Annotated in this window: 16 protein-coding genes; 14 read left to right on the forward strand and 2 right to left on the reverse strand. The window is 67.2% G+C overall.

The genetic code is table 11. The annotated features are described in order from the left end of the window. Positions 1-31: 31 nt before the first annotated feature. On the forward strand, positions 32-1939 hold the full coding sequence (ftsH, locus tag EQZ23_RS16295) for an ATP-dependent zinc metalloprotease FtsH (protein ID WP_240663647.1): 1908 nt from the start codon (positions 32-34) through the stop codon (positions 1937-1939). A gap of 63 nt (positions 1940-2002) precedes the next feature. Beyond that, the gene (locus EQZ23_RS16300) at positions 2003-2380 is read left to right on the forward strand and encodes a hypothetical protein (RefSeq protein WP_240663623.1); all 378 of its coding nucleotides are present in this window, start codon (positions 2003-2005) and stop codon (positions 2378-2380) included. Between the two features lie 165 nt (positions 2381-2545). Here EQZ23_RS16300 and EQZ23_RS16305 read toward each other — a convergent pair whose 3' ends face one another. Continuing rightward, entirely contained in the window at positions 2546-3637 is a 1092-nt protein-coding gene (locus EQZ23_RS16305; protein WP_128455438.1) for a DUF3667 domain-containing protein, read from the reverse strand. 80 nt (positions 3638-3717) lie between these two features. Here EQZ23_RS16305 and EQZ23_RS16310 point away from each other — a divergent pair, with 80 nt between their 5' ends. The 12 genes from EQZ23_RS16310 to EQZ23_RS16360 all read left to right on the forward strand — a co-directional run bounded on the left by EQZ23_RS16310 (position 3718) and on the right by EQZ23_RS16360 (position 12628). After that, on the forward strand, positions 3718-5016 hold the full coding sequence (locus EQZ23_RS16310) for a glutamate-5-semialdehyde dehydrogenase (RefSeq protein ID WP_276318482.1): 1299 nt from the start codon (positions 3718-3720) through the stop codon (positions 5014-5016). 31 nt (positions 5017-5047) lie between these two features. Continuing rightward, positions 5048-5302 carry a hypothetical protein gene (locus EQZ23_RS19890; protein WP_164913473.1) on the forward strand — a complete coding sequence of 85 codons (255 nt, stop codon included), beginning with the start codon at positions 5048-5050 and terminating at the stop codon, positions 5300-5302. After that, entirely contained in the window at positions 5299-5583 is a 285-nt protein-coding gene (locus tag EQZ23_RS19895) for a type II toxin-antitoxin system RelE/ParE family toxin (RefSeq protein ID WP_164913474.1), read from the forward strand. Before EQZ23_RS19890 ends, EQZ23_RS19895 begins: the two co-directional genes overlap by 4 nt. Continuing rightward, positions 5580-6194, forward strand: coding sequence for a nicotinate-nucleotide adenylyltransferase (locus EQZ23_RS16320; protein ID WP_128455441.1), 615 nt, complete (start codon positions 5580-5582; stop codon positions 6192-6194). The genes EQZ23_RS19895 and EQZ23_RS16320 overlap by 4 nt, the downstream gene beginning before the upstream one ends. A 1-nt stretch (position 6195) precedes the next feature. Next, the gene (gene rsfS, locus EQZ23_RS16325) at positions 6196-6603 is read left to right on the forward strand and encodes a ribosome silencing factor (protein WP_128455442.1); all 408 of its coding nucleotides are present in this window, start codon (positions 6196-6198) and stop codon (positions 6601-6603) included. Between the two features lie 26 nt (positions 6604-6629). Next, positions 6630-7052 (forward strand): 23S rRNA (pseudouridine(1915)-N(3))-methyltransferase RlmH, encoded by a 423-nt coding sequence (locus tag EQZ23_RS16330; RefSeq protein ID WP_056411785.1) that lies wholly within the window; start codon positions 6630-6632, stop codon positions 7050-7052. A gap of 17 nt (positions 7053-7069) precedes the next feature. Next, positions 7070-8230, forward strand: a complete 1161-nt coding sequence (locus tag EQZ23_RS16335) for a peptidoglycan DD-metalloendopeptidase family protein (protein ID WP_240663624.1) — start codon at positions 7070-7072, stop codon at positions 8228-8230. A gap of 136 nt (positions 8231-8366) precedes the next feature. Further along, positions 8367-9764, forward strand: coding sequence for a S41 family peptidase (locus EQZ23_RS16340; protein ID WP_128455443.1), 1398 nt, complete (start codon positions 8367-8369; stop codon positions 9762-9764). Between the two features lie 20 nt (positions 9765-9784). After that, positions 9785-10267 carry a disulfide bond formation protein B gene (locus EQZ23_RS16345; protein ID WP_128455444.1) on the forward strand — a complete coding sequence of 161 codons (483 nt, stop codon included), beginning with the start codon at positions 9785-9787 and terminating at the stop codon, positions 10265-10267. Next, a complete protein-coding gene (locus tag EQZ23_RS16350) occupies positions 10264-10812 on the forward strand; it encodes a demethoxyubiquinone hydroxylase family protein (RefSeq protein WP_128455445.1) in 549 nt (182 codons plus the stop codon). The genes EQZ23_RS16345 and EQZ23_RS16350 overlap by 4 nt, the downstream gene beginning before the upstream one ends. A gap of 31 nt (positions 10813-10843) precedes the next feature. Then, the gene (locus tag EQZ23_RS16355; RefSeq protein WP_128455446.1) at positions 10844-11389 is read left to right on the forward strand and encodes a hypothetical protein; all 546 of its coding nucleotides are present in this window, start codon (positions 10844-10846) and stop codon (positions 11387-11389) included. 537 nt (positions 11390-11926) lie between these two features. Further along, positions 11927-12628 carry a DJ-1/PfpI family protein gene (locus EQZ23_RS16360; RefSeq protein WP_128455447.1) on the forward strand — a complete coding sequence of 234 codons (702 nt, stop codon included), beginning with the start codon at positions 11927-11929 and terminating at the stop codon, positions 12626-12628. Here EQZ23_RS16360 and EQZ23_RS16365 read toward each other — a convergent pair. Next, positions 12625-13257 carry a DedA family protein gene (locus EQZ23_RS16365; protein WP_128455448.1) on the reverse strand — a complete coding sequence of 211 codons (633 nt, stop codon included), beginning with the start codon at positions 13255-13257 and terminating at the stop codon, positions 12625-12627. The genes EQZ23_RS16360 and EQZ23_RS16365 overlap by 4 nt on opposite strands. Positions 13258-13273: the final 16 nt, after the last annotated feature.

A 13273-nucleotide genomic window follows, 5' to 3' on the forward strand; every position in this document is an offset into this window, starting at 1 on the left:
CCCCGAGAACGGCGGCGGCGGCAATCCTTGGATGAAGAGCCTGTTGATCTGGGTCGGCATCCTGCTCGCGCTGGCGCTGTTCGTGACCATGTTCGACGGCCGCACCGCGGCGTCGGGCGGCAACACGATCGCGTATTCGGCATTCCTCGACAAGGTCGACGAGGGCACCGTCAAGGACGTCAACATCTCCCGCGACATGATCTCGGGCACGATGTCGAGTGGTGAGAAGTTCAAGGCGTACCCGATCCCCGATTCCACGCTCGTGCCGAAGCTGCGCGAGAAGGGTGTGTCGATCAGCGCGAAGCCCGAAGAGGGGCCGTCGATGCTGGCGCTGCTCCTTTATCAGTCGCTGCCGTTCCTGCTGTTCCTCGGCATCGCGTTCTTCGTCCTGAAGCAGATGCAAAAGAACTCGGGCTCGGGCGCCATGGGCTTTGGCAAGTCGCGCGCCAAGATGCTGACGCAGAAGGAGGGCAAGGTCACCTTCCAGGACGTTGCCGGCATCGACGAGGCACGCGAGGAGCTTGAGGAGATCGTCGAGTTCCTGAAGGATCCGACCAAGTTCGCGCGCCTCGGCGGCAAGATTCCCAAGGGTGCGTTGCTGGTCGGTTCGCCCGGGACCGGTAAGACGCTGCTCGCCCGCGCGATCGCGGGTGAGGCCGGCGTCCCGTTCTTCACGATTTCGGGTTCAGACTTCGTCGAGATGTTCGTCGGCGTCGGCGCAAGCCGTGTCCGCGACATGTTCGAACAGGCCAAGAAGTCCGCACCGTGCATCGTCTTCATCGACGAAATCGATGCGGTCGGCCGTCATCGTGGCGCGGGTCTCGGCAACGGCAATGACGAGCGCGAGCAGACGCTGAATCAGCTGCTGGTCGAGATGGATGGCTTCGAGGCGAACGAAGGCATCATCATCATCGCCGCGACCAACCGTCCCGACGTGCTTGATCCTGCGCTGCTGCGTCCGGGCCGCTTCGATCGCCAGGTCACGGTGCCGCGTCCGGATATCGAGGGCCGCATCAAGATCCTCGAAGTGCACATGAAGAAGGTGCCGCTTGCACCGGACGTCGATGCGCGCGTGATTGCACGCGGTACGCCGGGCTTCTCTGGCGCCGATCTCGCCAACCTCGTCAACGAGGCGGCGCTGCATGCGGCACGCAAGGGCAAGCGTCTGGTGGCGATGGCCGAGTTTGAGGAGGCCAAGGACAAGGTCATGATGGGCGCCGAGCGTCGCAGCATGGTCATGACCGATGACGAGAAGCGGATGACCGCGTATCACGAGGCCGGCCATGCCGTCGTCGCGATGCACGAGGCCGCGTCCGATCCGATCCACAAGGCAACGATCATTCCGCGCGGTCGCGCACTAGGCATGGTCATGCGGCTGCCCGAGCGCGACTCGTACAGCTATCACCGCGACAAGATGTACGCGAACCTCGCGGTATCGATGGGCGGCCGCGTCGCCGAGGAGGTCATCTTCGGCTACGACAAGGTCTCGTCGGGTGCATCGGGCGACATCCAGTACGCCACCGGGCTGGCACGCGACATGGTCACGCGCTGGGGCATGTCGGACAAGGTCGGCCCGCTCGAATATGGCGAGCCCGAGGGGGAGTCGTTCCTAGGTTACTCGTCGAGCCGTCCGTCGCGCATGTCGAACTCGACCGCGCAGTTGATTGACGACGAGATCAAGCGGATCGTCGAAGGCGGTCTCGACCGTGCCAAGCAGGTGCTGAGCGATCATGTCGATCAGCTCCACACCGTGGCTGGCGCGCTTCTCGAGTTCGAGACGCTGACCGGCGACGAGATCAAGAAGCTGATCGCGGGCGAGGATCTCGACCGTCCCGATCCGGGTGCCAAGGCGTCGACCGTCCCGCGCGCGGGCACGTCTATTCCTAAGACGCGTCGTCCGAACGGACCGTTCGGCACGCCGAGTCCGCTCGGCGCCTGAAACGGTTCACCGATCAGTCAGTTAAGTAGCGCCATGGGCGGTCTTTTCTCGGAAAGGCCGCCCATGTCGTATGTTCGCTGGAAGGTCCTGATCGGCGCGCTGGCGATCGCTGGACTGGCGATGCCGGCAAGCGCCGCGATCACGGTCGGAAACTTTCTCACGCGCGCCAACGCGTTGCGCGACCAGGGTCCGATGGCCTTGATGTCGCCCGATCTTCCCGCGCTGAAGGCCGAAGCCAAGGCGGCGACGACACAGCTGAAGGCGGAACGCGCCGCGCGCGCGGCGGCGGGCAAGCCCCCGATCGCGTGTGTTCCCGAAGGCGAATCGGTCGGGATCATGGACATGCTCGACGGCCTGGAGCGGCTGCCGGCCAACTATCGGAAACGCCCGCTGAAGGACGGCTACGCACGAGTGTTGGCGAACCTCTACCCCTGCAGATGACGCTTGGGCGGAGAGCGTTCGCGGTGATGCAGATTAGCCGACGCCAACTCTCCCCGTCATCCCAGCGAAAGCTGGGATCTCCCCGTTCGAGCCGCATCGTACCCAAGTGGGAGATTCCAGCTTTCGCTGGGATGATGGCAGGAGCGTGTGAAGGGACGCCGCACCCTATTCCGTCAGCCCGTGCAGCAACAGCAGCACGATAAACGCCAGCAGGACGGTGAACGCGAAGTTCAGCAACGCGACCGTCCGCCACCCGGCCGACCGCTTCCGCAACGCATAGGCACCGCGAAGCTGCGCGAACAAATGGACGGGCGGCACGAGCAACGCGGCCATCACGATCCAGCCGCTCGGCAGGCCGACGATCGCGCCCAGCATCAGGACGATCGCGAGCAGCATCATGAACGCGATCGAGTAGGTCACGAAGATCGCGTGATCGTAGAGATGATGCCTGCGCCGACCCAGGAACAGCAGCGCGATAAACGGGACCGACAGCGGGATCAGGCCCCAGCTATATTTATACGCGCTGGTCTGCAGCTTGTAGATCATCAGGCCGGGGTTCGCATTGGCCTTGGCGATACCGTGATCGAGCTTGGGCCAGCCTGTCTTCAGATCGGTGAAGGTGAAGTCGTCCTTGTCCCGCGCTTCCTGCCCGGCGGCGGTATTCAGTGCGCTGATGGTCCCGCGCAGGACGAGTATCTGCGTATCCAGGTCGCCGTTCGGTTTGCCATCGCGCACCGCGGCCGCCCGTTCGCGTTCGGCGTTAGCCAGCTGAACGCGTGCCTTCTGGATCTCCCGCGAAAACGCGGCCTGTTGCTGTGCGGTCGTCGGCTTGGCGATCGTCTCGGTCAGTTCGCCGCCAAGCGTCCCGATCGTCGCGAACATCAGGAAGACGGTGAACAGGAACAGCGCGAGCGGTGACACGAACCGGACGCGTTCGCCCGCGACATAGCGTCGCGTCAGCGTGCCGGGATGCAGGATCAACAGCGGCAGTGTCCGCCAGATCTTGCCCTCGAAATGGAAGACGCCGTGCGCGATCTCATGCCCGATCGCGCCGAGCGACCGGTGCACATGCCCCGACTGTCCGCAGGCGTGACAATGCGCGCCGATCAGCCGAGTCCCGCAGTTCAGGCACAGCCCATCGTGCGCCGCGTGGTCGGCCACCGCAGCGGGACCTGTCTCGCCTGCGCGCGGCTCGAACGCACGCGCCACGAGCGCGCCTGTGGCGATATCCGCCGTTGCCCCGATGTCCCCGGTCATATCTTCCCCCTCCAAGTTTCGTGAGCGTAACGACTTCGCGACGTTGGCGCGAGGGGGTTCGCATGCTAGCGCGACGGTCCATGGCCGACGTAGAAAATCCGACCGAATTGTCCCCCGAGTTGCCTGACGAGCAGCCTAGCGACATGATCGCCGCGATGGGCCGCCGCGCGCGCGAAGCCGCACTCGTGCTGGCGTCGATGCCGTCCGACCGGAAGGCGGCGGCGCTCAGGCTGGCGGCGGAGGCCGTGCGCACTGCCTCGGCCGCGATTGTCGCCGCTAACGGCGAGGACATGACCCGCGCCGCTGCCGCCGGGCTGTCGGGCGCGCTGCTCGATCGGTTGCGGTTGGACGCGGCGCGGGTGTCGGCGATGGCCGATGGCGTGGCGGCCGTCGCGGCGCTCGCGGATCCGGTCGGCCAGGTGATCGATTCCAGCGAACGCCCCAACGGCCTGAAGCTGTCGCGCGTCCGCGTGCCGATCGGGGTCATCGGCATCATCTATGAGAGCCGGCCCAATGTGACGGCCGACGCCGCGGTGCTGTGCGTGATGGCGGGCAACGCGGCGATCCTGCGCGGCGGCTCCGAGGCGGTGAACAGCAACCGTGCGATCCACGCGGCTCTGGTCGCCGGATTGGCGGCGGGCGGGGTGCCCGTCGATGCGGTGCAACTCGTGCCCACCACCGATCGCGCCGCGGTCGGCGCGATGCTGAAGGCGGACGGGGTCATCGACCTGATCATTCCCCGCGGCGGCAAGAGCCTCGTCGCGCGCGTCCAGGCGGAGGCGCGCGTGCCGGTGCTCGCGCATCTCGACGGGATCAACCACGTCTATGTCGATGCGTCGGCCGATCCGGCGATGGCCGAGGCCGTGGTCGTCGATGCCAAGATGCGTCGCACCGGCGTCTGCGGCTCGATGGAAACGCTGCTGATCGACCGCGACTATGCAGGGGCCGCGGCACTGATCCGACGGCTCGTAGCGACGGGCTGCGAAGTCCGCGGCGACGCGCGGGCCCACGCGCTGGTCCCCGAGATCGCCCCGGCCGATGCCGCCGACTGGGACACCGAATATCTCGACGCGATCGCCGCCGTCGCGGTCGTCGACGGGCTGGAGGGCGCGGTGGCGCACATCGCCCGCCACGGCTCGCACCACACCGACGCGATCATCGCCGAGGACGCTTCGGTCGCCGAGCGTTTCCTGACCGCAGTCGACAGCGCGATCGTCCTGTGGAACGCCTCCACCCAGTTCGCCGACGGCGGCGAATTCGGCCTCGGCGCGGAGATCGGGATCGCCACCGGCCGCCTCCACGCCCGCGGCCCCGTCGCACTCGAAGGCCTCACCACCTACAAATGGCTCGGCCGCGGCACCGGCCAGGTGCGCGGTTGATTGTGATGCTCAAGGGGCATACTCTCCCGGCATGAAGACGTCCGAACCTCTGACTATCGACCTGGATGCGGAGGCACTGGCGTCGTTGCACGCCGCCTCGGTTTGGCGTGGGATGTCGGTAACCGACTATGTGAAGTCGGTCGTAGAGAATGCAACGCGGAAAGACGGCGAACTCGCGGCCCTCGTCCAGGAGGGCCTCGACGATATCGATGCCGGACGCGTCTACACGCAGGAACAGGTCGAAGCCTGGTTCGAGGCGCGGCACCGCGACATAGCGGCCGAGTGACGCGTAGTATCTGGTCCGCCTCGGCACTTGCGGACCTGGGTGATATCGACCGCTATTTTCAGGACCGTTCGCCGAACTTCGCGCGCAGGGTCGGGGCAAGCGCTATAGACGCTGCCCGGCTGTTGGCCGACAATCCTTATCTTGGGCCGGCGTTCGCAGGCGAAATCCGGAAATGGTCCATTCGTGGCACGGAATACTTCATCCTCTATCGTCCCATGCCGGACGGCGTTGATATCGTTCGCGTGATGGATGCGCGCCGCGACACGCCACACGAATCATGACCCACGTCGGCATCCTCGGCGGGTCGTTCAATCCTGCGCATCGCGGCCATCGCGGCATCACGCTCTCTGCGATCGACGCGCTCGCGCTCGACGAGGCGTGGTGGCTCGTGTCGCCAGGCAACCCGCTCAAGGACGCCGCCAACGACATGGCGCCGCTCCCTGCGCGCCTCGCGTCGGCCCGACGAATGGCCCGCCGCGCACCGATCCGCGCGACCGATATCGAGGCCAGCCTCCACACCCGCTACACGCTCGACACGATCCGCAAGCTCAAGCGCCGCTACCCCAAGATCCGCTTCATCTGGCTGATGGGCGCCGACAATCTTGCCGACTTCCACCGGTGGAAGAACTGGCGGCAGATCGCGCGCGAGGTTCCGATTGCGGTAATCGCGCGTCCGGGATATGACGGGCGCGCCCTCGCGGCCCCCGCGATGGGTTGGCTGCGGCGCTTCCAACGGCGCACAGACCATGCGAAGAGCTGGACGACGTGGAGATTGCCGGCCCTTGTGCTGTTGCGCTTCCGACCCGACCCGACCTCCGCAACCGGCCTGCGTGCCAAAAATCCCGACTGGGTTCAGCATGTTGCTGGCCCGGTAGTCTTACCCAGGAGCTGACTTGGCCACTTCCCCTACTGCCCCTCGCGCGACCGACCCCGAAGAGGTTGAGGCGCTGCATCGCCTGATCCTCGCGTCGCTCGACGACGACCAGGCGGTCGAGACCATCTCGATCCCGCTCGCGGGCAAGACCAGCATCGCCGATTACATGGTGATCGCCAGCGGTCGTTCGACCCGCCAGGTCGCCTCGATGGCACAGAAGCTGGCCGAGCGGATCAAGGGCGAATTCAAGCGTCCGGTGAAGATCGAAGGCCTGCCGACCGCCGACTGGGTGCTGATCGACGCGACCGACATCATCGTCCACCTGTTCCGTCCCGAAGTCCGCAGCTTCTACAATCTGGAGCGGATGTGGGCGTTCGGCGACGCGCCGACCCCGCCGCCGGTACCGACCTACACCGACGAAGACTAAGCGCAGCGGCGGCCCGAAGGCGGATCATGCTGCTGCACATCGTCGCACGCGGTCGGATCGGGCGCTCGCCCGAGGCCGACCTCGTCGACCGCTATTTGAAGCGGATCGTCTGGCCGACCAAGGTGTCCGAGCTTCCCGATACCGGCGGCAAGATCCCGCTGGTCGGCGAGCAAACCAAGCGCATCCTGCTCGACGAGAAGGGCGAGACGCTGTCGTCGACGCAGTTCGCGCATAAGCTCGAGCGGTGGCGCGACGACGGTGTGCGCGAGGCGCGGTTCATGATCGGGGCGGCGGATGGCTTCGACGACGCGGCGCGCGACGAGGCCGACCTGCTCTTCTCGTTTGGCCGCGCGACCTGGCCGCATCTGCTCGCGCGCGCGATGCTCGCCGAGCAGCTCTTCCGCGCGACCAGCATCCTTGCCAACCATCCCTATCACCGCGAAGGGTGAGCCGCATGGGGAGGGGCGTGGTCTTGGCAGGTCTGCTGGCAATGGCGGCCGGCCTGACCGCGCAGACCAGTGCCCCTGAACTCTCGCGCGAGCAACAACGCCTCGTCGCCGCGAAACGCGACGCCGCGATCGCCGCACGCCGCGCCGCGCGGCTCGCCGCCGCCGCCGCCGAGGAACGCGACGCCGCCGATCGCGCCCGCCGCGAAGAACAGGCGCTCGCCGCCCGGGTCACCGCCGCCCAGGCCAATCTCGCCACCGCCAGCGCCCGCGTCGTTCTCGTCGAACGCCTGCTGTCCGACCAGCGCGCAAAACTAGGGCGCGCGCAAACCCCGATCGCCCGCCTGCTCGCCGCGCTAGAGTCACTCGCCCGCCGCCCGACGATCGTCGCGGTCGCGCAGCCCGGCTCGGTCGACGACCTCGTCCATGTCCGCGCGGTACTCGGCAGCGCGTTGCCCGTCGTCCGCCAGCGCACCCAAGCCGTCCGCGCCGAACTCGCCGAAACGCGCCGGTTGCAGGCCAGCGCCACGCTCGCCGCCAAGGCGCTCTCCGACGGCCGCGCGCGCCTCGAGAACGACCGCATAGCGCTCGCCAAACTCGAAGCCCGCCACCGCCAGCGCAGCCAGTCGCTCGGCCGCGGCGCGCGTAGCGAGTCCGACCGCGCGCTCGCGCTTGGCGAACGCGCGCGCGACCTCGTCGATGGCATGGCGGCAACGACCAGCGACAAGGCCACCGCGGCAAGCCTTCTGACCCTCGCCGGCCCGCTCCCCCGCCCGATCGCGCGCGGCACCACGCCACCGCCAGCCCCGAGCGGCGTCTACCGCACCCCCGTCACCGGCACGCTCGTCACCGGCTTCGACGAACTCTCGGATTCGGGCGTCCGGTCGCGCGGCCTGACCTTCGCCACCGCGCCGCGTGCGCGCGTGGTCGCGCCCGCCGCTGGCACCGTCCGCTACGCGCGCCGGTTCCGCGATTACGGCGTCATCGTCATCATCGACCACGCCGACGGCTGGACCAGCCTCGTCACCGGCCTCGCCGCAACCGCCGTCAAGCCGGGCGACCGCATCGCGATGGGCGCCCCGATCGGTGTTGCGCCCCGCGACGAAGCCCCCCGCATCACGGTAGAGCTCCGCCGCCAGGGCCGCCCCGTCGACGCCGCGTCCCTGATAAGCCCGCGTTGAAGCCATTGCGCCGATAGGATAGTCACGCGGGAAGTCGCACGCGGCTTTGCTCCGCACGCGCGTTGCCGCTACGATCTGCCAAGACATACCGTTACGACCCTAAGATGCCGTCATTTCTCAGGTTGCAGGACCATCGATGCCTCGTCCGACCCTTCGTACCCCGATCCTCACCGCAACCGCCATCGTCGGCGCCCTGACGCTGATCCCGCTCGCCACCTCCGCGATGGCGGCGGTCGACACCGATACGTATCGCGAGTTCGACCAGTTCCTCGACGTGTTCAATCGCGTTAAGGCGGAATATGTCGACAAGGTCGATGACAAGACGCTGATCAAGGGCGCGATCCAGGGCATGCTCGCCAGCCTCGATCCGCACAGCTCGTACGTCGACGCGCTCGACTATGAAAACCTGCGGATCATGACCGAGGGCAATTACGGCGGCCTGGGCCTCACGGTCCAGATGGAGGACGGCGCGATCAAGGTCGTCTCCCCGCAGGAGGATTCGCCCGCCGCGCGCGCCGGGGTGAAGTCCGGCGACTATATCACGCATATCGACGGCAAGCTGATCTACGGCGATTCGCTCGACGAGGCGGTCGGCAAGATGCGCGGCAAGCCCGGCAGCAAGATCACGCTGGGCCTCGTCCGCCCGGGCCGCGACAAGCCGCTCGACGTGACGATGATGCGCGAGATCATCGTCCAGAAGCCGGTGAAGTGGGAAGTCCGCGGCAACGTCGGCTACATTAACATCAACACCTTCAGCGAGAATACCGGCGCCGACACGCGCGCGGCGATCATGAGCATCGACAAGTCGCTCGGCCACCGCCCCTTGGGCTATGTCGTCGACCTGCGCGAGAATGGCGGCGGGCTCCTGACCCAGGCGATCGCGGTGTCCGACGCGTTCCTCGATCACGGCGAGATCGTCTCGCAGCGCGGCCGCGAGAAGACCGATATCGAACGCTATTACGCCAAGCCCGGCGACGACGCGCACGGCCTGCCGGTCGTCGTCCTCACCGATCCCGGCACCGCGTCCGCGTCCGAGATCGTCGCCGGCGCACTCCAGGATCACCACCGCGCGCTGATCATGGGCGAGCGCAGCTTCGGCAAGGGCTCCGTCCAGACCGTGCTCCAGCTCGGCCCCGAGACTGCGCTCCGCCTGACGACCGCACGCTACTTCACGCCGTCCGGCCGGTCGGTGCAGGAGGGCGGGATCGAGCCCGACATCAAGGTGCCGCAGCTCACCGATCCCGACTACAAGTCGCGGCCCGTGTTCCGCGAGGCGGACCTGCGCAAGCACCTGATCAACGAGGTGAAGGCCGACAATGCGGTGCTCGAGGAGGACAACAAGACCGACCCGCGCTTCTCGCAGACGCCCGACCAGCTGAAGAAACTGGGTATCGACGACTTCCAGCTCTATTACGCGCTGAAGACCGTCGCGCGCCTCGGCGGCCCGGTACAGGTCGCCGCCGCGACCAAGCCGCGGCCGATCAAGCCTGATCCGACCGCGGCCGCCGACGCCGCCAAGGTGACGCCAAAGTGAGTGTGCGTCGCGGGTTGGGCATGACCAAGAACGAAGAGATCGCGCGCGCCCTCGCGCTCCTGTTGCCGGCGTTCCTGTTGCTCGGCGCGCTCGGGTCGCAATATCTCGGCGGGCTGTATCCGTGCGAGATGTGCCATTGGCAGCGCTGGCCGCATTATGCCGCGGTGCTCGTCGCCGGCGCGACGTTCCTGGTCCCTGGTCGCTCGCTGCGCGCTACGCTCGTGATCATTGCCGGGCTGCTGATCGGCTTCAGCGGGCTGATCGCCATCGCGCATGCCGGTGTCGAATATCATTGGTGGAATGGCTTCACCGCCTGCACCACGACCGTGTCGATGACCGGCACCACCGCCGCCGAACGGCTCGCGGCGATCATGAACGCGCCGATGGTGCGCTGTGATTCGCCACAATGGACGCTGCTCGGCATTTCGCTCGCCGGCTTCAACGCCATCTTTTCTCTGACGGGCGCGATCACCATATTCGCTCTTATGAGGAAGACGCGATGAACGGATGGAAGCCAGGTGATGCCCAGGGTCGCGTCAAGCGCGCGACCGATGCGATGGTCCGCGTCGACCAGGCCGGCGAATATGGCGCGATCCGCATCTATGCGGGTCAGTTGGCCGTACTCGGCGATCGCCATCCCGCATCGCGCTCGATCCACCACATGGCACAGCAGGAGGAACGGCATCGCGCGTTCTTCGACCGGATGATCGTCGAGCGGCGCGTCCGCCCGACCGTGTTGCAGCCGATCTGGAAGGTCGCCGGCTTCGCGCTCGGTGCAGTGACCGCGGCGATCAGCCCGCGCGCGGCGATGGCCTGCACCGCAGCGGTCGAGACCGAGATCGACAAGCATTACGAGGAACAGCTCGTTCAGCTTGGCGCCAGCGACCCCGAGCTATCGGCAGCGATCCTCGACTTCCAGGCCGAGGAGCTCGAACACAAGGCTACCGCGATCGCTGCGGGCGCCGAGGAGACGCCGGGCTATCCGGTGTTGAGCGCGGCGATCCGGCTCGGCTGCAAGGTCGCGATCGCGGCCGCCAAACGAATATAACAAGCGTACCAAGCGCGTGGGAGTGATGCGTATGAAGATGCTTTTTGCGGCGGCCTTGCTCGTCGCCGGACCCGCGGTCGCACAGACCGCCCAAACCTCTGGCCAGCCTGCCGCCCAACCGAGCCCGGCGCGCAACGCCGGCCCGACGCTGGCGCAGTTGCCGGCAAAGGCGCCGGCGCAAGCCCCCGCGCTGCCGGGTGCAACGGCCAGGCCAAAGCCGACCGTCGCGCCACCGCAGGTCTCGCGCAACGCGCCGATCAATGGCGTCCTCACGCTGTTCGGCAATGAACGCTGCCCGACCAACCAGAACGGCGAAGAGATCGTCGTCTGCGTCCGCCGCAGCGCGCAGGAGCAATACCGCGTCCCCAAGGAACTCCGCGAGTTCGTCGTCACGCCCGAAAACGCCAGCTGGGCGACCAAGGCGCAGGGCACGATGGACCCCGGCTCCGGGGTCAACACGATCGGTAGCTGCTCGGCCGTCGGCGCCGGCGGCGCCACCGGCTGCTTCGGCCAACGCGTCCGCGAATCCCGCCTCGAGAACAAGACGCGCGCCGCGGAAGTCCCGGTCCTTCCCTGAGCCTTTAGGACGCGTCGAGACCCAAACGACGATATCCCAGCTTTCGCTGGGATGACGGCCATGGGATAGAGATAGATGGGGGACGCTACTTCGCTCCCTCGCACGTCACCCCAGCGAAAGCTGGGGTATTTCTCGAAGTGGATGACGCGAGCCCCGCACGACGGCCCACTACCGGATGGCCGCCGGGCAAACGTCGGCTGTCTTTCCCGGACCCAAGCTTCCCCGAGCGCACACGCTTGCCACACGGCTGACCCCCTGACGCCTGCCCGCTCAGCCCTCGCTGTCCTACAAGGACAGGGCATGACATGATCCGCCCATGACGCAGCCGACCTCCCCGAATGCGATGCCCAATACCGCTCCCCCGCGCGCGTCGACCAACGGCACCAAACCCGTGCGAGCGTCTGCACTTTCTATACTTCACTTTTGCGCGTGCCGCCGTCCAACCCGACAAGGCACTGTTTTCCGGAGCGTTTCGCCGTTTGCCACCCGTGCGGCCGCGACCTTCCGTCCGACTTGCCCCTCGCCAGGAGAATCGCCATGACCGAACCGCTGCGCATCGCCTTCCTGCTGTTCCCGGGCATCACGCAACTCGACCTGACCGGCCCCGCGCAGGTCCTGTCGCGGCTCGGCAATGCCCGGCTCGACCTGGTGTGGAAAACGCTCGATCCCGTCCCGACCGACGCGGGTTTCTCGATCCTGCCGACCGCGACCTTCGCGGACCTGCCGACCGCGGACATCCTGTGCGTGCCCGGCGGGTTCGGCACCAACGGAGTCATCGCCGACGACGAGGCAATGGCCTGGGTCCAGACGGTCGGCGCCTCCGCGACCTGGGTGACGAGCGTCTGCACCGGATCGCTGATCCTCGGCGCGGCGGGGTTGCTCGATGGCTACCGCGCCGGGTGCCACTGGGCGCAGCGCGACATGCTGCCGCTGTTCGGCGCCATCCCGGTCGACGCGCGCGTCGTGGTCGATCGCAACCGGGTCACCGGCGGCGGCGTCACCGCGGGCATCGACTTCGCGCTGACGCTGACCGCGATGATCCGCGGCGAAGCGCATGCGAGGGCTGTGCAGCTCGGCCTGGAATACGACCCGGCGCCGCCGTTCGACAGTGGTTCACCCGCCGGGGCGGGGCCCGAGATCGTCGCGGCCTATCAGCGCCGCGTGCAATCGGTCGTCCCGACCCGCGACGACGACCTCCGCGCGCTGGCGAAACGTCGCGGTTTTACGCGGGAGACTTAAGGGTGACGCTTCAGCCCGCGCACCCGGTGCCAGATGTAGAAGCCGACCAGCGCGATCAGGACCAGGCCGATCAGCAGGTCGGCACTGTGGAACGCAGCCTTCACGCGCGGGTCGCTGTCCCATTTGTCGCCGAGCTTCATGCCGACCCAGGCCAGCCCGAAGCACCACGGCCATGATCCGATGAAGGTGTAGAGATGGAACGGCACCAGCTTCATCCGCGCGACGCCGGCCGGAAAGGCGATGAACGAGCGGATGACCGGCAGCAGGCGGCCGATCAGTACCGCGGCCGATCCCCAGCGTGCAAAGAACCGGTCGGCCGCGTCGAGTTCGCCGGGGCCGATCAGGACAAAGCGGCCCCAACGCTCGGCCATCGGCCGGCCGCCGCGCTTGCCGACCTCATAGGCGACGATCGAGCCGAGGTTGCAGCCGATCGCGCCCGCCGTGGCGGCGAGATACAGGTCGAACCGCCCGGTCGAGACGAGGTAGCCGGCAAACGGCATGATGATCTCGGAGGGCAGCGGGATGCACGCGCTCTCGATCGCCATCAACAGCGCGATGCCGACATAGCCACCGGACGAGATCACGCCGATCGTGAAGGTGGCGAGGACCGCCAGAATCTTTTCGAACATGGGTCGGTCGATTGCG

Origin of the sequence: Sphingomonas sp. UV9 (assembly GCF_004101245.1) — a bacterium.
Taxonomy (GTDB): domain Bacteria; phylum Pseudomonadota; class Alphaproteobacteria; order Sphingomonadales; family Sphingomonadaceae; genus Sphingomonas.